This is a genomic window from Parabacteroides distasonis ATCC 8503 (assembly GCF_000012845.1).
GTDB classification, from domain to species: domain Bacteria; phylum Bacteroidota; class Bacteroidia; order Bacteroidales; family Tannerellaceae; genus Parabacteroides; species Parabacteroides distasonis.
Genome location: NC_009615.1, coordinates 4,716,945 through 4,736,833, shown reverse-complemented (window position 1 = coordinate 4,736,833; position 19,889 = coordinate 4,716,945). Strand labels below are relative to the sequence as shown.

Below are 19,889 nucleotides of genomic sequence, written 5' to 3'. Positions count from 1 at the left end.
TCTGATGATTTCTGACGACATCTGATGACATTGCTTTTCATGTTTCAGAGATAAAGCGGTTCTTTGCCTAAATCCATGAAAATAAGATGTCATGAACATACAGGAAGCAAAGAACATCAGGCTTGTTGATTTTTTAGCCGGATTCGGACATGAACCGGTAATACAGCGTGGGAACAGCGTATGGTACAAATCGCCCTTCAGGACGGAAAAGGAGGCCTCTTTCAAGGTAGACCTCCATAAGGAACTATGGTATGACTTCGGTCTGGGGAAAGGAGGGGATATTATAACATTAGCCAAGGAGATTTGTCGGACACAGGATGTAAGCCGTGTGTTACGGTGTATTGAGGATAAAAGGACGGTTTTGAAGCCGGCTACTGTCTCCTGCCCTTTTGAAAAAGCGTATCCCGCCTTTCAGGACTTGAAAATCACGCCTCTTGCCAACCGGATACTGCTTGCCTATCTGGAGGAACGGTGCATTGATACGGAAACGGCCCGAAAAGCATGCAAGGAGGCTCATTTTAAGCGGAACGGGAAAAATTATTTTGCCATCGCTTTCCCTAATATTTCCGGAGGGTACGAGATACGGAACAGGTATTTCAAGGCTTGTATCGCTCCCAAGGACATCAGTTGTATCATCAGCTCACCGGAGAGCGGGATTTGCTATATTTTTGAGGGGTTTATGGATTTTCTGTCTTTCAGGGCGGCTTTTCCATCCTTGAAAGAGGGGGATTATATAGTGTTGAATTCTGTCAGTAACTTACAGAAAGCTTTTTCTTTCCTTTCACGATATGATGGCATCTGTTGCTGTCTGGACAATGATACGGCCGGAAAAAATGCGGTGCAGGCATTAAAGGAGAAATACGGAATCCGTATATGCGATCTCTCGCATGAATATTCCGGATATAAGGACCTGAATGAATATCTGTGCGGGAAAAACAACCGGCTCCATAATAATAGAGGAATTGAAAAGACAGTCTGATGGTGTACCCTCGTTTCCTTCCTGCCGCACGTGGCAGGAAGCGGGTTGATTTTTAATGCGGCGATACTGTGTTAATAGTAGAATGTGGTCAGATGTGTTTTATGGTCTTTTACAATCTTTACTTCCTGCATCTGTCCGTATATCTCACGCACGGATACCGGACAGTCCATCTTTTCCCATTCTTCCGGCGAAATCCTCATGTCGGAATGCCTGAAACATAGCATGACCATTTCCGGAGAACCCTCTTCTGCGAATATGAAACCTTCATGGTCGTCGACAAACTGCCTGAGTCCATCCTCATCCTTGCAGGATATTTCTCCGGTGTACATATCCCCGCCCGGTCGGGTGTTTTTGCGGATATGGATTTTGAACCATTCCCGGCTTTCCGGATGTTCAGGTGCGTCACACTCCCACAGGGCTATTTTCGCATCGTAGTAAACCTCCCCGTTTTCACATGCCCCGTAATGCCCCCAATGCTTGAAACGGCTGGTAGTCCATGTATTAAACCTTACATCGCCTGCCTTTACCAATACGCACTCACCGCCATGCATATCGCATTTGATGCCCTTTTTATCCTGGGACACGAACGGGACACGGGAGAAATTCCGGAGCACGATGTTATCTCCATACACGGCATCTACGAAGAACGGCCGGGAACGTTCACCGTATCCGGAAATAAAGAACAGGCTGTCACCTGTACGGGGATACCGGTCGGAACGTGTCTTTTCGATGTGTTCCACCATTGCGTTCGCTTTCTCTATGTCTTCCCGGACAAGCCCGTGCATCCGGTCATACCAGTAGTTCAAGCAGATGAACGTTTCCTTGCAATACTTGTTTTTTGTTTGGATCATGGTCTTTTTTATTTTATGGTTAAACATGCCCGGCTTTGGTAAAGCCGGTATTTCTTTTCTTATATGCATCCGTTTGTCTTTTGCCCTGATTGTGCAAGGCTTGGCGAAAAAATACCGCAGCGAAGCGAGGATGATTTTTTCAGCCAACCGGTCCAAAGGACCGCCTTGCTCGATCAGGGGCAAAAGGCTACCTTTGCAGGTAAGAAACAGAAATGCGGAACACTGCTTGATTCCAAGGTGGAAAACCTTTGCCTCGCAACCTGATATATCCCCCCAATAAAATCCGGCAAGGAAAATCTGTTTTTAAAAGATTCCTTGGTTCATATGTCTTACATTGAACAGTATAAGGAAGCACTTGAAGTCCGGATATTTCCCAAACGGACATTACCGGTCATCAAACGCCTCCACCCTGTTTCTTTCCAACAAAGCAAGGATGTCCTTCTCCTTATATAGTAATTTGCCTCCTATCTTGTAGTAATGTAGATACTAATTGAAAAGTGCACCAATATTCCAATTGAAAAGTGCGCCGCCATAGGATAAGTATAATGACCTTTGTATCATCCAAATACAAAGGTAAAATGAAGACTATGGTAGAAAGACAATCAATAATACACATGTATAGAGTATGCGGTTATAGCAAACGGCGTATCTCTCGTGAACTTCATGTCAGCCGTCATACCGTTGACAATATTCTTTCAGAATACGAATCAGCCATCCGTACTGATAATCCGGAAGAGGCTTTGAGTGATTTGCTTACCGTCCAGCCCAAGTATGACAGTTCCAAACGCCGCCCTCGCCGCCTTACACAAGAGATTAAGGACGAGATCGGGTTTTGCCTGAAGAAGAATGCCGTTAAGGTAGCTACGGGGCTTCGCAAGCAGCGCATGCTGAAGAAGGATATCCACCAGTTTCTGTTATCCAAAGGATATACCATCAGTTATGCCACAGTGTGCAGTTATATAAAAAATATAGAGTCATACAAAGAGAAGAAAAAGAGCGAAGCCTTTATCCGGTTGTTCTATGAGCCGGGATGCATTGTTGAGTTTGACTGGGGTGAAGTCCTTCTTTTTATTGACGGTGTCAAGACCAAGTTTTATCTGGCCGTATTCACTTTCGGGCATAGCAATGGCAGATACGCCTACCTTTTCAGGCATCAGAATACGCTTGCCTTCATGGAATCCCACCGCAACTTCTTCAGGGATATACATGGTGTCCCCGCCATGATGGTCTATGACAATATGCGTGTAGCCGTCAAGAGCTTTGTCGGTGGTGACAAGAAGCCTACGGAAGCCCTGATGAAGATGTCCGGTTTCTATTGTTTTGAGTACCGTTTCTGTAATGTACGGGCCGGATGGGAGAAAGGGCATGTGGAACGCAGCGTGGAATATGTCAGGAGGAAAGCTTTCTGCCTGACTGACCATTTCAATGACATACGTTCCGCCCAGGAGCATTTGAACCGAATGTGTACGCAGGTCAACAACGAGCAGGGCAGTCTTTCAACAGCGGAGAAATCATCGCGTCTGGAGGCTGATTTGTCATCGCTGAAGCCTTTTCCCGGCAACCTTGGCTGTTTTGAGGTCAATGAGTACATCGTGGACAAGTGGTCGACTGTCAGCATGAAAAATGTTCATTATTCCGTACCTGATTCCCTTGTAGGAGAAAAAGTACATGTCAAGGTCTACAGTGAAAAAATCGTCATCCTGTACGGGAAGGAGAAAGTGGCCTCGCACCAACGCAGTTATTGTGGTGGCGACTGGTGCATCAAGCTGGAGCACTACTTGCGTACACTTTCCCGTAAACCGGGTGCATTACCTCATTCTGTGGTCTGGCAAAGAGCACCGGAAGAACTGAAAAGACTGTATGACAGCTATTTCAAGAATGACAACAGGGCATTCGTCCTGCTGCTGGACTATGCATGGGAAAATGGTTTTTCCGGGACAGACATCATCAGGGCATGCAGGGAACTGACCGGACGTGGTGTCAGAAAGATATCTCCGGAACAGGTAAAGGCCATGTTGCATGGCAACGCACAGGAAGAGATGGAAGAATCCATGGAGTCGCCTGTTCTTCCGGCACAACAAGAGAATATAGAAAGAGAAGCCGTGGATATGCTTGAAGGCATTACGGCACTCATGACAGGATACAATGAAGCGCATGATATAATACCAACCATTTAAGTTTATAATATATGAAATCAGAAAAAGAAACCATTTATGACTATGCGACAGAACTGAAGCTGCTGGCCTTCAAAGAGGAACTGGAATACACCCTTTCATTGGCAGCCGGAGAAAACTGGAGCCATTTGCATTTCTTGACCGAATTGCTTGGAAAGGAAAGTGTCAGAAGAAGGGAATGTAGAAGAAAATCAAGGATAAAATCTGCGGGATTCCCACAAATGAAGTATCTGCATGAACTTGTCATGGAAGACATGCCCAAAGAGGCACAGATAATATTGCCTGAATTGGAAACACTGGACTTCATCAGGGAGGGAAGAAACATAGTCCTGTATGGAAATCCGGGGACGGGAAAGACTCATATTGCTACGGCTTTAGGAATAAAGGCCTGCCAGCAGGATTTTACCGTATTGTTTACTTCAGTCCCTGTCTTGCTTACCCAGATAAGGGAAGCCAAATCCGCAAAGACACTGCGGGCGTTGCAATTACGGTTTGAAAAATACGATCTGGTTATCTGTGATGAATTCGGATATGTCAGTTGTGACAAGGAAGGAGGAGAACTGCTTTTTAACCACTTGTCCTTAAGGGCCGGGAAAAAAGCTACAATCATTACTACTAATTTGGCTTTTAACAGATGGAATGAAATCATAAAGGACAAGGTGCTTGTAGCGGCAATGGTCGACAGGCTTACACATAAAGCCTATCTGGTAAATATGACCGGACTCTCTTATAGGCTCAAAGAAACACAAAAAATGAGACAAGATAAATGAAGATTTTAAACTTATATGTAATTTTGTAACAAGTATGGATGGAGCTCTTTTCAATTAAAATACGGTGCACTTTTCAATTAGTATCTACAGGTCGGCTGTGCCGCTTACCTGTTATATAAGGTATGGGAACAAAAGAAAAAAGTACGTGAGCTGTGTGACCTGCTGTACACGCCGGCGAAAAGAGAACAAATGATATCGATGTCACCGGAGCCGGCGGATGAGAAAGAAGTGATGGGAAAGACACGCTTTGTCTATCTTGACGAGAACGCCGGGAAGACGGCGGCCCCCTATATGAGTCAGCCGCTGGAACAGGGGACGGACTATATCGGTGAGGATGAGGAAATCCGGGAAGAGGATGTGGAATGTCTGCTTCCGCTGGAGGAGATGGAACTCCTTCGGAAGGAGCAGGAAGAACTGGACAGCACATTACCGGAAACGGAAGTGATTACGCAGGCGGTTACGCTGGAGGAGTTCAGCCTTGTCGGGGATGTGCTGATGAGGGTGAACGGGGCGGATCAGGATGCGGACAAAAGGAGCAGTGCCGCACGGACGCTGTTCGCTATCCGCAATACCAGTCTGTTCGATCTTTTCATTTCCCAGGTAGGGAATGAGGAAGCCGTGAATAAACTGCTGGAAGAGAACCTGGATGAAGATGGGAACCCGCGACCTTTGAAAAAAGGGGGGAAAAGGAACAATGGCGGGGTTGACTGGCGGGAGTTGGTGTAAGAGGGAATACTTCCGGGGAATAGGATTCTGCCTGCGGACATAGGCGGAATTCTGTATTTTACAGAAAGGCGGCTTTCATTTATATGCCGTTCGGCATGTGGCTTCATTTCGGAAGTAATTTTGGTTTAAAAAAGAGGAACTATTGTTTTTTATTTTGAGCATTTGTTCATTATATTTGCAAGCAGAAACAATATATATAATGTCACCACGTCCTAAAAATATCCGTAAAGTTAATGACATGCCCGTTGCCGCAGGATTCAAGCCCATAGGTCTGAACGGTTGTTGTAAGAATACCATATTCTTGCATTTTGAAGAGTATGAGGCGATACGGTTATGCGATTATGAAATGAAAACCCAACAGGAAGCGTCTGTTTCAATGGGAGTATCACGTCCGACACTAAGTCGGATATATGTCAGCGCAAGGCAAAAGATTGCCAAGGCATTGGTTCGTGGTGTTACCATTATGATAGAAGGCGGAGCAGCGTACACAGACAGTGAATGGTTCCGTTGCGGAGCATGCGGTTTCTTATTCAACAATATCAATCCCACGCTTAAAATCCGCAAGATGGAATGTCCGGTATGCCACTCCGATGACTTAAGCGCAAGTAATATTAACATTAATAAAAATGAGATTATGATGAAAATTGCTATTCCGACCAGAGACAATGTAGTCGATAACCATTTCGGTCATTGTGAGTATTACACAATCCTGACAGTAGGACAAGACAACCAGATTCTAAGTAGCGAGACTATTCCTTCTCCGCAAGGATGCGGATGTAAATCCAATATCGCAGGAGAATTGGAAAACATGGGAGTCAGCGTTATGCTGGCAGGAAATATGGGGCAAGGTGCCTTGAATGTACTTACGTCCCACCATATCAAAGTCATAAGAGGCTGTTCGGGTAATCTATTGGAAGTTGCCGCTGATTATTTAAGCGGGAAACTTACAGATTCGGGAGTGGGCTGTTCATCCCATGAACATCATCATGAATGTCATGGACATAGCCATAAAGAATGATGTCCGGAAAGAATAAGATGCCGCTTAATATTATCATAGACTTTGTCATGCTGATGGCAATGGCTTTGGTAAGTATAAGTGGCTTCATATTGGAAATAGTAATTCCTTCCCGCCATGCTGTAAGATTCCAAGACGCTACCCCATGGTGTTCACATTTGCTGGGCTTGGGAAGGCATGATTGGGGTAATATTCATTTGTGGGCGGGAGTTGTATTGGTCACTCTGCTTGCCATTCATATCTTGTTACACATAAAGATGGTATCGGCTTTTGTTACAAAGAAATGCCCGAACCATACACTACGGATATTGCTTTATGTTTTGTTATTGATGCTGTTAATGATGACAATAATGCCTTGGCTTTATTTATGTTATTAATTTAGAACAAGCCAACTTATTACTTTATGTGGTAGAATAGGTTGGCTTGTTTATTTATGAATATCCGATATGGTAGAACATTGGAATTTAGATTCAAGATCCTCCTCGAATTTCATACCAAGTTATTGAAGGCAATGGCAGTATACGACATTATTTCTTATATTCAGGCAGTTACGATTCCTTTCAATCCGCAATCTCAAACCGCACAAGCATAGAGTATTTCTTTTTAATTGTACGGAAACTATCAAATGAAACGACACTGGAGGACAGCACGTTACTCTGTGAGAAAGGAAGGCTGCTACCTGCTTCGTCTTCTACAATACGTATTACCGGTCCCAATTTTTTACCCAATGCCTCCACCAGATAGGACGCTTTCCTCTGCGCCGCTTTCAAGGCCGCGATTTTTCCTTTTTGATGGTAGGACAACATGTCCTTGTTTTCCAGTTCACCGATGCGCATGGTATGGATACCTTTGGTATCCATACGTTTGAGGATTTCATCAATCTGTTTGAAATCCAGTAACGTAATATCGAAGGTCTTGGCCACCAGAAAGTCCTGCCCTTGCTTACGCCAATAATCACCGATCTCCTGCGTACGGACGGCATTCGGAGAGATACCCGCGTCATGCAGCACTTCCCGCAGTCCCTGTTCGATCCGGTCCAAAGAGATCTTTGTACGATATTCCTCCGGTTTGGACCTGCCATCAAACTCCTCCTCGAAGTATTCACGGATTTCGATAATGTAGTGAATCCTGTCCGGCACGATCTCAATCTCGGATGTCCCGGTCACTTCAATGTAGCGTCCGTCTGCCTGCGCCTGCACCTGTGACAGGCCGGCTAGCGGCAGGAGCATTGCCAATAATAATAGTCTTGTTATCATAAGCGGTTGTATTTATTTTACTTCAAATTCCGTATCCATATAAATTTCGAGTTGCAGTCCTATTCGGTATTTTCCTGAAAGTAACCTGCCTGCTTGGAATCGTTTCTTGTCGTTTCTGTCTGTTATCCGGTTGACATCCCATGAGACAGGAATGGTAAACAGTATCGCTTCTCCACCTTTCAAACGGGCACGGCTTTTCATATAATTCGCTTCTCCTACCCAACCGGAACGGGCAAAGGGATGTACCATATATCGCTCGTCTGTACTTATACTAGGGAAAAAGACCGGTTGTACCTCCAGGTTTGTATGGTTTTCAAATAAAATACGTATGGAATCATTATTGGATGGTAATACCTTGAAAGCAAAGGCACCGTCCATTTCCGTCTCCTTTATGGAAACAATACTTTTACCTGTCAGATTGCAATAGGTATGGATGTTGGCAAACACATAAAAATTAGCCTGGTACCTGTTGGGCTTTAACGGATATTTAAACTCGGACATACGGATATGTTCGGGTAGCGTATCGCCTTTGGATAAATCTCTTCCTCCAATGGCGAATACAAGATTGTCTATAAAGGGGAAACCGAGCCATTTGCCATTTACCATCTGTTTGAGATTATGATATTCAAGCTCGGCTGTAGGGCCATCCATATTGATTATATCAAGCACAATCTCTTTTGTCCGAGGAGAATATACTGGTTGTCGTGTCCTGATTTTGTAGGCGTCCGCATGGGTGATGGTGACAGCGGGAAGCCTTTGTATGCGGATGCGGCTCTCATACTTTTCTATTTCCGACAGTGACAGCGGAAAATCGATATCCTGCGCTTGCAATTTGGGTAACAAGCAGAATAAATAAACTGATAACAAGTACGCTATTTTTTTCATACGTTTTGACTTTAAGGTTGTACAAACTTACATCTTCTGTTTATATATCTCCATTCTTCACTATCCCAATAATGTTTTTCGCCGTCAGACCCGGATACGACTTTTTGTTTTCCCGTAAATGTAACCTTAGCCTTTCCTCCCTCAAAAGGGTATGCAAACTTGAATTGGGGAGTAATGATTATGTGTCCCGACGAATCGGCAAAACCCATCAGGCCTTTCTCATCCATGATTCGGAACAACCCTTCCTTGACATAATCAGGTCCGTTATCACATTCGACTACATAAAAAAGTTTCTTGCCTGCATCGTTAATGCAGACTATCCTGGCATCTCTTGGCTTGTCTTCGTATACAAAGCCTATACCTTTGATGGTATCGGTTTGACAGAATTTATATCTGCCGTATGGCACAATGGTATCTCCACGCTCATTTAGATAACAGACCGGAACACCCGCTTCCAAACGAGGTTCAGGGGTATGGGCAATCAAGGTGGCATCATATCTCATCAAGACGGGTTGGTCGCAGGTGGAATAACCGGTAATAACCACATCCGCCTTCGGAAGGAGTGGCATGGTATCCAGTCTGTATTGAATGCATAGCGTATCCTTTCCAGGGCATAAGACAGTAGGTTCATTTCTAAACGATTGTAAAACATCCAGTACTGATTTTCGAAATGAACGGGGCGTTTTACCAAGAATAGTGGCCGTGGTGATGTAACCATCCTGATTCACTTCGTAAGCAACTCGCAAGACACAGCCTTTGTTCTTCTTCTGCCAGACTATCGGGTATTTACATCGTCGGCTCAATGTCTTGATAAGCCAGCTTTCATCCCGTAGCTCATCCAATGATTTATCCAGTCCGAAGATGCCGGGAGGTACTTCCTCGCGCCATGTTTTCCCGTATTTTTTATCCAGATAGCGGAACACTTCCCGGTTGTAGGCTGTCAACAGACGATTGGGCGTGTTTAAATAGCAATCCATCTTTCCGTTTTCTTTCAGGGGATAATAGCTATAATATTTTACTCCATACTTTTTCCAAAAGATATGTTCCCGTACTTTTTTGTCTTGTTCAATGGGTATGACCAGTTTTAGATTCGGGTGCCCTTTATTGATATATTCACGTGACAATTTCGGTGAACATACATATTCTTCGATATAGTCATAAGGCAATGTCAATACCAGTTGTAAGGTGTCCGTGCATGTTGTTCCGGACACGGTGACGAGTGTGTCACAAGGATTCAAGCCAATAAATTCTGCCCGCAAAAGACATTGTCCTTTTTTTAAATGTTTTATTCTGAAAGTTCCTGTAGAATCAGTCAGCCAACCTTGAAAAGGCAATCCCTCTACTCTCAGATTGGAACCGGTCAACGGCCTTTTTATAACATCATAGGGCGGAATCTGTCGCACTTCTTCCCCATAAACTTTACCTATAATGGAATATCCGGTTGTATCGTTATCTGCTTTGGATGGTAAATCATTTTTCTCCCAAATACCTAATACGCAGTTTAGAGGTTCCATGGTATATTTCCCGTTGATGAATAGTCTCTCCCATGGATAAATACTTTTCAGTGTCTCTTTGAAAGCTTTCACTAATGGGTGGTTCCGGTCTTCAATGTTTTCTCCTTTGGGACGTATGAACAAAGTTCGGACATCAAAGTCCAGGAGATGGCCATCCGGGGTACATTGGATATTACGTATACTGAATATCAGCCGCTGTCCTTTGTACTTCGGAAAACGATGCCAGGGGAACCGCCGGATGATTTCATCTTGTGATTCTAAAATCTTTATTCCAGGTTGTTTGAAATTATGGTATGTCCGTACACTTTGTATCCTGCCTTGCCTGAGTAGAATTACCTGTTCGGCTTCCATATTACGGTCGAAACCGGAGTGGACATAATGTACCAAATCACCTTTGCCGGCCCGTAGTTCACCGCTGAACCAGCGGGCAGGAATCCTTCCGTTCTCATAATAAGAGGCAAAAAGTGTTTTCAGAGCGTCTGTGTGGTAAATCAAAGTGGAATCTTTCCGACTTGCCTTGTCATATACGCATATTTCCATACGTTGCAGGTAAAGACAGCTGTCCTCTATTTTCCAAAAGGCCGTATAACCATCCCAGTTGGCGGTTGACATACAATGATTTTCCGGAAGAAAGTCCCTTAACCGTGTATATAGGGCGGAATCCTTGTCTATTGGTCTGGCCATCAGCCACCATTGCTCACCATTGATGTAAATGACATCACAAGACTGTCCCGTCGCCTTTATATACAAAGAGACGAATAGAAACAAGATTACGATAGAATATCTCTTTATACGCATGGATCTGTTTTACTTAATTGTCACACTATCCTTTTCAGAAATACAAAAAAGAACACTCTTTTTGTATTCTTCTTAGACAAAAATGTGGTTGTAAGCACTCATTTCTAAAACTCCAATACGCTTCTTGCTCAATTCTATATATCAGCCCTTTACTGAAGCAATTTTCAGTAAAGGGCTGATATTGTTTTATTATAGAATAAATTAAAAACGATAAGCGAATCCCAAATTGAATACAGCCTGATCAAAATCACTGACCAGTTGGTAGCGTAACTCGAAATTCATAATCCAACTACTTGTCAATGCGAAGTCGGCTCCACCACCGATATTCACTCCTACCCTGCATTCGTTATGATTGTCATCATCTTTGTCTATATGAATATGGTCTCCGTCCACATCAATATCAAAACCATCTCCTAGGTCAAACATCCAATTAGAAAATGTAAAACCGAATAGGGGATATAACTTTACGCTTCTGCCTACGGGACATAAATAATGGAGATTCATATTTATGTCCAACATACTAACATTGTCGTTTTCTATAAAGTAATTCAAAGACGGCTCAAGACGTATGGGGTTGGTTATATTGTATTGATATTTCAACCCAAGGCCAATACTCTCAATTTCCGTCCCATAACTCAGTCCGAATCCAATAGCTTGTCTACCTTTTTGAGCATAAACGCCACTCAACATAACAAACAACAATCCTAAAAAAATTAAAATCTTTCTCATTTCAATATATTTTTATACTTAATAAATGTTAATCATCATTCCAGTCATCGTCGTCATCATCATCCCACCTATAATGTTTGTTGTGTTTATGCTTCTTGTGTTTTTTATAATGTTTGTGATGATGTTTTCGGTGATGGTCACAGTATGAACAATAATGTTCATGCCAACAATTACTATGATAATTTACCCTGTCATAGAAAGGATTGTAATATACCGATCCCGGCCTTATACCTATCTCTATCAAAACACGATCCCAGCCGTGCCTATGGTAACGTTTATAATAATCACATACATCACGCATGTGCCTGCCAGATGTTTTGGCTATTTCAAGGGCCAAACCTACATTCCCCCAATCTCTTCCACATTGCCTATAATAATCATCCAATAGATTGTTGGGGGTATTATATTCTATACACAAACGTTTTCGGTAATCCGAAAGTTCCACAGAGGCATATTTATTTGCCCTGCCAATAAACAATGATAGCCTATCTTGCGCAAACATGGAACAAGAAATAGCTATGAGCAATAGCAAAACTTTAAATTGTCTCATATTTTTACAAAGCTTTTTGTTGATAAATACGGTTATATTCGCAAACATAGGTATAAAAAAGACAAAAAGCAATTTTTGTCTAAAAATTATAGCAAAACTAGATTATTATGGTCATTTAGGACATTTGATGACATCTGGTGACATCTGATGACAGCACTGAATTACAGTACGTTATTCCATTTTACATTCGCTGTCGAATTCAAATTTATGTCTCACCTAAATGATTCGACAATGAAGAGAAGAATCCTTTTTTCTGTGATGTGTGCGGTTATTACCGCCAGTGTTTTTGCGCAGGGCCAAGGTCAGGGCCTTGCCGGTATCAACGCGGCGACCAGTCTCATGACCTCGTATTTCGATCCCGCCACTAAGTTGTGCTACGCCATCGGGGCCGTCCTGGGGTTGGTGGGCGGTATCAAGACCTACGGCAAGTTCTCCAGTGGCGATCCTGATACCTCGAAGACAGCCGCCAGCTGGTTTTTCGCATGTATCTTTCTGATCGTGGCCGCCACCATCCTGCGTTCCTTCTTCCTCTAGAGGCATGAAGTATCCGGTAAACAAAGGTGCGGGCAATCCCGTCGAGTTCAAGGGACTCAAGTCTCAATATCTGTTCGTTTTCGCCGGCGGACTTGTGATGGTGCTCCTTGCGGTGGTTATCCTCTATCTGGTGGGTGTGGACCAATGGATATGCATCTCCTTCGGGAGCATATCCGGTGGCCTACTGGTATGGATGACTTTTCGGTTAAACGCCCGCTACGGTGAACACGGACTGATGAAGCTGCTGGCCGAAAAACGCCATCCGCGCTACCTAATTCACCGCAAGAGAGTCTTCAGATTATTCACGAAAAGAAAAAAACAAAAATCATGAGAAATGTTTTAAAGGCGGAAACGCTAGAACGCAGATTCCCCCTTCTCTCAGTAGAGAACGGCTGCATTGTGAGCAAGGACGCCGACCTGACCGTGGCTTTCGAGGTGGAGCTGCCCGAGTTGTACACGGTGACGGAGGACGAGTATGAGACTATGCACTCTTCCTGGATAAAGGCCATGAAGGTGCTGCCGGAGCATAGCATCGTCTGTAAGCAGGACTGGTTCATCCAAGAAACATACCGTTCTAAAAGTGATGGTGAGGAACAAAGCTTTCTTACACGCAGCTATGAACTACATTTCAATGAAAGACCGTACCTAAACCACAGATGCTACCTGTTCCTGACAAAGACGACCCGAGAGCGTAGCCGCCAACGGAGCGATTTCAGCACCCTCTGCCGGGGATTCCTGCTGCCCAGGGAGATAACCGACAAAGACACGGCTGCCCGTTTTCTGGAGTCGGTGGAACAGTTCGAACGCATCATGAACGATTCCGGGCATATAAGGCTGCGGCGTCTGGAAACGGACGAGATTACTGGCACGAAGGAACGTCCCGGACTGGTGGAGAAATACCTCTCGCTCTCGCTGGAGGATGAGAGTGCCGTATTGCAAGACATCTGCCTCAAGCCCGGACGGATGCGTATCGGAGACAAGCGGCTTTGCCTGCATACCCTCTCGGATACGGAGGACCTGCCCGGCAAGCTCTCCACCGACATGCGTTACGAGAGGATGTCCACGGACCGCAGCGACTGCCGCCTCTCCTTCGCGGCGCCGGTGGGACTGCTGCTGCCGTGCAACCACATCTATTCACAGTACGTGTTCATTGACAACGCACAGGAAATCCTGCAGATGATGGAGAAGAACTCACGTAACATGCTCTCGCTGTCAAGATACAGCCGGAGCAACGCCGTAAACCAGGAATGGACGGAAATGTATCTGGACGAGGCACATACCAAAGGGCTGCTTCCCGTCAGATGCCATTGCAACGTCATCGCCTGGGCCGAGGACGCGGATGAGTTCCGTCGCGTCAGGAACGACACGGGCAGCCAGCTGGCCATGATGGAATGCACGCCAAGGTATAACACTATCGACATGCCGGTCCTCTATTGGGCGGGTATTCCCGGCAACGCAGGTGATTTTCCAGCCGAGGAGTCGTTTTACACCTTCCTGGAACAGGCGGTATGCCTCTTTTCCGGAGAGACCAATTACAGAAACTCACCCAGTCCTTTCGGTATCCGTATGGCGGACCGTCAGAACGGGATTCCGGTACATGTGGACATTTCCGACCTTCCCATGAAACGGGGAATCATCACCAACAGGAACAAGTTCATCCTCGGTCCTTCAGGCAGCGGGAAGTCCTTCTTCACCAACCATCTGGTCCGGCAATATTACGAGCAGGGCACACATATCCTGCTGGTAGATACGGGCAACAGCTATCAGGGATTGTGCCGCATGATTCACGACCGCACCCGTGGGGAGGACGGGATCTACATTACGTACGAGGAGGACAACCCGATAGCCTTCAATCCGTTCTATACGGATTGCGGACTGTTTGACGTGGAGAAACGGGAAAGCATCAAGACATTGATCCTGACCTTGTGGAAACGGGAGGACGAGGCACCGAAACGTTCGGAGGAGGTGGCCCTTTCCGGGGCGGTGAACGCCTATATCCGGATGATTTCGGAGAACCAGGGTATCAAACCGGATTTCAACGGTTTCTACGAGTTTGTCGCCGATGACTACAGGAGAATGATTGAGGAGAAAAAGGTGCGTGAGAAGGATTTTGACATTGACGGTTTCCTGAACGTGCTGGCACCTTTTTACAAGGGCGGAGACTATGACTTCCTGCTGAATTCCGACAAGGAGCTGGACCTGACAGGCAAACGGTTCATCGTGTTCGAGCTGGACAACATCAGTGGCAACAAGGTACTGCTTCCCGTGGTGACGCTGATCATCATGGAGACCTTCATCGCCAAGATGCGCAGGCTCAAGGGGATCCGCAAGATGATTTTAATAGAGGAATGTTGGAAGGCCCTGATGTCCGCCAATATGAGTGAGTACATCAAATACCTTTTCAAGACGGTCAGAAAGTATTTCGGCGAGGCCGTAGTGGTAACCCAGGAGGTGGATGACATCATCAGTTCCCCTATCGTGAAGGAGGCCATCATCAACAATTCCGACTGTAAAATCCTGCTTGACCAACGAAAATACATGAACAAGTTCGAGCACATCCAGCGGCTTCTCGGCCTGACAGAGAAAGAAAAAGGGCAGATACTCTCCATCAACCAGGCGAACCATCCCGGGCGGTTCTACCGGGAAGTGTGGATCGGGCTTGGCGGAACCCACTCGGCAGTATATGCCACGGAAGTGAGCGGGGAGGAATATTACACGTTCACGACCGAGGAGTCCGAAAAGATGGAAGTACAGCGGCTGGCAGAAAGATTGGATGGCAACCTGGAACTTGCCGTCCGCCATCTGGCAGAGAAAATGCGAGAGGAACAAGGACAAAGATCAACCCTAAAATGAAAACGATTATGAGAAACAAACCCCTTATGAGACTGGCGGTATGCCTGATCGGCATGGCCGCCCTGGTATTGCAAAGTTGTGCGGACGGTGGTACCGACCGTGACAGACTCTGCGGATCGTGGACCAGTGTGGACGGCAAACCGGACGTGTTGGTATATAAGGAAGGAGAGGCCTACAAGGTGACGGTATTCGCCCGTAGTGGCAAGACACGCCGCCTCAGGCCGCAGACCTACCTGTTGGTGGAAGAGAACGGCAACCTCTTTATCAATACGGGGTACCGTATCGATGTATCCTACAACGAGGAGACGGATATCCTGACTTTCTCACCCAACGGGGATTATGTACGGAAGGAGGAACGCCCATGAGAGCGAGGACATTCCTGATCGGGATAATGCTTGTGCTGGGCGGGAACATGGCCCGGGCGCAATGGGTGGTGACCGATCCCGGAAATCTGGCCCAAAGTATCATCAACATGTCGGACAACATCGCCCATACCTCCAAGACGGCGGTCAATACGGCCGACAATTTTGCGGAGACGGTAAAGATCTACGAGCAGGCCAAGAAGTACTACGACCAGTTAAAGGCGGTGAACAACCTGATACAGGACGCCCGCAAGGTGCGTGACATCATCCTGATGGTAGGCGATGTGTCCGACATCTATGTGACGAACTTCAAAAAGATGATGAACGACGACAACTTCTCGTCCCGCGAGCTGGACGCCATCGCCTTCGGTTACACCCGCCTGCTGGAGGAGAGCAACGACGTGTTGCAGGACCTCAAACAGGTCATCAACGTGAGCACGCTCTCCATGACCGACAAGGACCGTATGGATGTGGTGGACAACTGTTATTACGAAATGCGCCGTTACCGCAATCTGGTGAGCTATTATACTAACAAGAACATAGCCGTGAGCTATCTCCGTGCCAGGAAAAAGAACGATATGGAACGTGTGATGCGGCTCTATGGAAATGAAACCTCCAAATACTGGTAGCCCATGGTACCTTTGACGATAGATTTTGCCAACCTGCATACCATACTGGGAACCCTGTATGAAGATATGCTCCCCCTCTGCAAGGACATGATGGACGTGGGCAAGGGGCTTGCCGGGCTGGGCGCCCTCTTTTATGTCGCCGTACGCATATGGCAGTCGATGGCACGTGCCGAGCCGATAGACGTGTATCCCCTGCTGCGCCCCTTCGCTATCGGCATCTGTATCCTGCTTTTTCCCACACTGGTACTTGGCACGCTGAACACCGTGCTCAGTCCTATTGTGCAGGGTACGCACAAGATGCTTGAGGGGCAGACGCTGGACATGGAGCGATACAGGGCGCAGAAGGAGGAGCTGGAAAAGGAGGCCATGCTGCGGAATCCTGAAACCGCCTATCTGGTGAGTGACGAGGAGTTCGACCGGCAGCTAGACGAGTTAGGCTGGTCAACCGTGGATACCGCCTCCCGGCTGGGTATGTACGTGGAGGTGGGCATGTATAACCTGGAGAAGAAGATCCGTGACACGTTCCGCAGCCTGCTGGAACTGATATTCGCCGCGGCGTCGCTGCTGATAGATACCGTGAGGACCTTTTTTCTGGTCGTGCTCTCCATTCTGGGACCGGTAGCGTTCGCCTTCAGCGTATGGGACGGTTTCCAGTCCACACTCGGACAGTGGTTCACGAGGTATATCTCCGTCTATCTGTGGCTTCCGGTCAGCGATCTGTTCAGCACCCTGCTCGCCAAACTCCAGGTGCTGATGCTCCAGAACGACATCCAGGAATTGCAGAACAATCCTGACTACTCGATAGACAACTCGAACAGTGTCTATATCATCTTTATGCTTATCGGGATTATCGGGTATTTTACCGTTCCGACGGTGGCGGGCTGGATCGTGCAGGCGGGAGGAGCCGGGAATTTCAGCCGCAACCTGAACCGTACCGCCACGAAAACCGGCAGCTTTGCGGCAGGAGTGGGCGGTGCCGTATTGGGAAATATCGGAGGACGGTTGAGAGGCAAATAAGCCTTGCCGGAAATATTTGTTTATTCATTCAAACCAATCATTCGAGAAATGGAATTCAAGTCTTTGACCAACATTGAGAGCAGCTTCCGCCGCATCCGTATGATGGCGGCCGTTTTTATCTGCTGCTGCACTCTTGTCACCGGCTACGCGCTTTGGAGCTCGTACCGCTTCGCCGAAAGGCAGCGTGAGAAAATCTATGTACTGGACGGGGGTAAGTCGCTGATGATGGCCCTTTCGCAGGATCTTTCGCAAAACCGTCCTGCCGAGGCGAGGGAACACGTAAGACGCTTTCACGAGCTGTTCTTCTCGCTCTCTCCACAGAAAGAGGCCATCAGCCACAACATCGACCGTGCCCTGCAACTGGCGGACAAGAGCGCCTACCACTATTATGTGGATTTTGCCGAGAAGGGATATTACAACCGCCTGATATCGGGCAACATCAATCAGGTGGTGCATGTGGACAGCGTGGTGTGTGATTTTGCCCGTTACCCTTACAAGGCGAGGACGTATGCCCGTCAGATGATAATTCGTGAGAGCAACGTGACCGAGCGCAGTTTGGTCACCACCTGCTCACTTCAGAATACGGGACGTTCGGACGACAATCCGAATGGGTTCATCATCGAACAGTTTACCATTCTAGAGAACAGGGATATCAGAAGCACGGAACGATGAGAAAAGAAAAAAAACACCTGAGACGTATGGACTGCTGTATCCGGCTGTTCTGCCACCGCCTGACAAGGAAACAACGGAAGATCGTGACAACCACGGCATTCCTCTTGTTTCTGACGGCCTGCCTCCATGCCATCCTCGCCTCGCTATCCGGCTTGGGAGAGCTTGGGGGAAAGATGAAAATAGAATATGTCCGGCCGCTTGACTTGCGACCGGAAAAAAGTACAATCAATTTAAACACCCCATCCGATGAAAATAGATATCCAGAAGATTAAAAAACAGCTGGGATTCCCAAGCGACCGGCCGTTGACTCTCCAAGAGAAGCGCCGGTATATGAAGTTCGCCGTCTATCCGCTCTTCTTCCTGATATTCGCGGGGATTGTCCTGTTGATATACAGTCCGACCGAAAAGGAAAAAGCGGAGGCGGAGAAAGAGAGGGGATTCAATACCGAGATCCCGTCTCCCGAAGAGAGCCGTATGGAAGGCAACAAGGTCAGCGCCTACGAGCGGGAAGCCTTGTCGAAGAAAGAGAGAGGACGGAAAGACACTTTCCTGGAAATGTCGGAACTGTTCAACCGGAACAAGGACCGGAAAGACACCGTACCGTCAGTGGACAGCGGAGTGAACCTTGAACTGCCGTCCGTACCGGAAACCGTACAGACGCATAATCCGGTACGTTCCTCCACCTCTGCCTACCATGACATGAACCGCTCGCTTACGACCATTTACACGCCACGGGAAACCTCCCGGGAGGAGGAACTGCTCCGGCGTATCGAGGAACTGGAAAAAAGACAGAACATGGAACCGTCCCAGGAACAGTCATTGGAGGAAAAAATGGCCCTGATGGAAAAGTCATACGAACTGGCGGCCCGGTACAACGGCAAACAGACACCGTCCGTTATCCCTACGGATGACCGGAAAGACAGGACATCGGTCAAGCCGGTCAAGCGGATACGACAAGAAGTGGTATCTTCCCTTGCGCAACCGGTGAATGACGGGGACTTCATAGCCGGAGTGTCCGAAGAAAGGAACACCGGTTTCCATACGCCGGTGGGCAGGACACCGGTATCGGACCGTAATACCATTGCCGCCTGTGTGCACGGCACGCAGACCGTATCGGACGGACAAGCCCTGCGTGTCCGCCTGCTGGAAGCGATGGCAGTGGACGACCGCCTCATACCCAAAGGAACGGTATTGACAGGCGGAACACGGATCCAGGGAGAACGCATGGATATTGTCATCACCAATGTGGAATATCAAGGAACCGTCATTCCGGTGGAACTGGAAGTGTATGATGCGGACGGTCAGCAAGGAATATTGATACCCAACTCACTGGAGTATGATGCCGTGCGTGAAATAGCGGCGGGCATGGGCGGTTCGATGGGAAGCAGCATCAGCATCTCCACCGACGCGGGAGCGCAGATAGCCTCGGATCTGGGTAAAGGTGTCATACAGGGCGTGTCACAGTACATCACCAAGAAGATGCGCACGGTCAAGGTCACGCTGAAAGCCGGACACAGGCTGCTGCTTCACTCTCCGAAACAATGAAACGGTATACAGACGAGAAAACAGAAACCA

Annotated in this window: 21 protein-coding genes and 1 pseudogene; 15 read left to right on the top strand and 7 right to left on the bottom strand. The window is 47.0% G+C overall.

Annotated elements, in window-relative coordinates; all coding sequences use genetic code 11:
• Nucleotides 1–91 precede the first annotated feature (91 nt).
• Nucleotides 92–979: a toprim domain-containing protein gene (locus BDI_RS19555; protein WP_008675091.1), complete on the top strand. Its 888-nt coding sequence runs from the start codon at nt 92–94 to the stop codon at nt 977–979.
• 71 nt (nt 980–1,050) lie between these two features.
• Here BDI_RS19555 and BDI_RS19550 read toward each other — a convergent pair whose 3' ends face one another.
• A complete protein-coding gene (locus tag BDI_RS19550) occupies nt 1,051–1,830 on the bottom strand; it encodes a DUF4121 family protein (protein WP_032934312.1) in 780 nt (259 codons plus the stop codon).
• Nucleotides 1,831–2,214: 384 nt separating this feature from the next.
• Nucleotides 2,215–2,313: pseudogene (locus BDI_RS20575) on the bottom strand (DNA-binding protein); the annotation flags it as partial.
• A gap of 95 nt (nt 2,314–2,408) precedes the next feature.
• Between BDI_RS20575 and istA the strand changes: the two are divergent.
• The 5 genes from istA to BDI_RS19520 all read left to right on the top strand — a co-directional run bounded on the left by istA (nt 2,409) and on the right by BDI_RS19520 (nt 6,892).
• On the top strand, nt 2,409–4,007 hold the full coding sequence (gene istA, locus BDI_RS19540) for an IS21 family transposase (protein WP_011965960.1): 1,599 nt from the start codon (nt 2,409–2,411) through the stop codon (nt 4,005–4,007).
• Nucleotides 4,008–4,018: 11 nt separating this feature from the next.
• Nucleotides 4,019–4,774 carry an IS21-like element helper ATPase IstB gene (gene istB, locus BDI_RS19535; RefSeq protein ID WP_011965959.1) on the top strand — a complete coding sequence of 252 codons (756 nt, stop codon included), beginning with the start codon at nt 4,019–4,021 and terminating at the stop codon, nt 4,772–4,774.
• A 108-nt stretch (nt 4,775–4,882) separates the two neighbouring features.
• Nucleotides 4,883–5,500: a DUF4122 family protein gene (locus BDI_RS19530; RefSeq protein ID WP_049762382.1), complete on the top strand. Its 618-nt coding sequence runs from the start codon at nt 4,883–4,885 to the stop codon at nt 5,498–5,500.
• 199 nt (nt 5,501–5,699) lie between these two features.
• Nucleotides 5,700–6,518 carry a DUF134 domain-containing protein gene (locus BDI_RS19525; RefSeq protein ID WP_008675184.1) on the top strand — a complete coding sequence of 273 codons (819 nt, stop codon included), beginning with the start codon at nt 5,700–5,702 and terminating at the stop codon, nt 6,516–6,518.
• Nucleotides 6,515–6,892, top strand: a complete 378-nt coding sequence (locus BDI_RS19520; RefSeq protein ID WP_008778557.1) for a DUF4405 domain-containing protein — start codon at nt 6,515–6,517, stop codon at nt 6,890–6,892. The genes BDI_RS19525 and BDI_RS19520 overlap by 4 nt, the downstream gene beginning before the upstream one ends.
• 183 nt (nt 6,893–7,075) lie before the next feature.
• Here BDI_RS19520 and BDI_RS19515 read toward each other — a convergent pair whose 3' ends face one another.
• The 5 genes from BDI_RS19515 to BDI_RS20570 form a co-directional block, all read right to left on the bottom strand.
• A complete protein-coding gene (locus BDI_RS19515) occupies nt 7,076–7,771 on the bottom strand; it encodes an SIMPL domain-containing protein (RefSeq protein ID WP_008675186.1) in 696 nt (231 codons plus the stop codon).
• A gap of 12 nt (nt 7,772–7,783) precedes the next feature.
• Nucleotides 7,784–8,656 carry a hypothetical protein gene (locus tag BDI_RS19510; protein WP_008675187.1) on the bottom strand — a complete coding sequence of 291 codons (873 nt, stop codon included), beginning with the start codon at nt 8,654–8,656 and terminating at the stop codon, nt 7,784–7,786.
• 11 nt (nt 8,657–8,667) lie between these two features.
• On the bottom strand, nt 8,668–10,968 hold the full coding sequence (locus BDI_RS19505; RefSeq protein WP_008675189.1) for a WG repeat-containing protein: 2,301 nt from the start codon (nt 10,966–10,968) through the stop codon (nt 8,668–8,670).
• Between the two features lie 201 nt (nt 10,969–11,169).
• Complete coding sequence (locus BDI_RS19500) at nt 11,170–11,697, bottom strand: outer membrane beta-barrel protein (RefSeq protein ID WP_008675194.1); 528 nt, start codon at nt 11,695–11,697, stop codon at nt 11,170–11,172.
• A 28-nt stretch (nt 11,698–11,725) separates the two neighbouring features.
• Complete coding sequence (locus BDI_RS20570; RefSeq protein ID WP_008675197.1) at nt 11,726–12,247, bottom strand: hypothetical protein; 522 nt, start codon at nt 12,245–12,247, stop codon at nt 11,726–11,728.
• Nucleotides 12,248–12,478: 231 nt separating this feature from the next.
• Here BDI_RS20570 and BDI_RS19490 point away from each other — a divergent pair, with 231 nt between their 5' ends.
• Genes BDI_RS19490 through traM form a run of 9 tightly spaced genes read left to right on the top strand, consistent with a single transcriptional unit; the run spans nt 12,479 to nt 19,859 of the window.
• Nucleotides 12,479–12,781 carry a DUF4134 domain-containing protein gene (locus BDI_RS19490; RefSeq protein ID WP_032934306.1) on the top strand — a complete coding sequence of 101 codons (303 nt, stop codon included), beginning with the start codon at nt 12,479–12,481 and terminating at the stop codon, nt 12,779–12,781.
• A 4-nt stretch (nt 12,782–12,785) separates the two neighbouring features.
• Nucleotides 12,786–13,112 (top strand): DUF4133 domain-containing protein, encoded by a 327-nt coding sequence (locus BDI_RS19485; protein WP_008675203.1) that lies wholly within the window; start codon nt 12,786–12,788, stop codon nt 13,110–13,112.
• Nucleotides 13,109–15,634, top strand: coding sequence for a TraG family conjugative transposon ATPase (locus tag BDI_RS19480; RefSeq protein ID WP_008675208.1), 2,526 nt, complete (start codon nt 13,109–13,111; stop codon nt 15,632–15,634). Before BDI_RS19485 ends, BDI_RS19480 begins: the two co-directional genes overlap by 4 nt.
• A gap of 8 nt (nt 15,635–15,642) precedes the next feature.
• Nucleotides 15,643–15,999: a DUF3876 domain-containing protein gene (locus tag BDI_RS19475; RefSeq protein WP_008675209.1), complete on the top strand. Its 357-nt coding sequence runs from the start codon at nt 15,643–15,645 to the stop codon at nt 15,997–15,999.
• Nucleotides 15,996–16,625, top strand: a complete 630-nt coding sequence (locus BDI_RS19470) for a DUF4141 domain-containing protein (RefSeq protein ID WP_008675210.1) — start codon at nt 15,996–15,998, stop codon at nt 16,623–16,625. Before BDI_RS19475 ends, BDI_RS19470 begins: the two co-directional genes overlap by 4 nt.
• A 3-nt stretch (nt 16,626–16,628) precedes the next feature.
• The gene (gene traJ / locus BDI_RS19465; RefSeq protein WP_008675211.1) at nt 16,629–17,642 is read left to right on the top strand and encodes a conjugative transposon protein TraJ; all 1,014 of its coding nucleotides are present in this window, start codon (nt 16,629–16,631) and stop codon (nt 17,640–17,642) included.
• A gap of 48 nt (nt 17,643–17,690) precedes the next feature.
• Entirely contained in the window at nt 17,691–18,314 is a 624-nt protein-coding gene (gene traK, locus BDI_RS19460; protein ID WP_008675212.1) for a conjugative transposon protein TraK, read from the top strand.
• The gene (locus BDI_RS19455) at nt 18,311–18,586 is read left to right on the top strand and encodes a hypothetical protein (RefSeq protein WP_008675213.1); all 276 of its coding nucleotides are present in this window, start codon (nt 18,311–18,313) and stop codon (nt 18,584–18,586) included. The genes traK and BDI_RS19455 overlap by 4 nt, the downstream gene beginning before the upstream one ends.
• A complete protein-coding gene (traM, locus tag BDI_RS19450; RefSeq protein WP_012056217.1) occupies nt 18,561–19,859 on the top strand; it encodes a conjugative transposon protein TraM in 1,299 nt (432 codons plus the stop codon). Before BDI_RS19455 ends, traM begins: the two co-directional genes overlap by 26 nt.
• Nucleotides 19,860–19,889 lie beyond the last annotated feature (30 nt).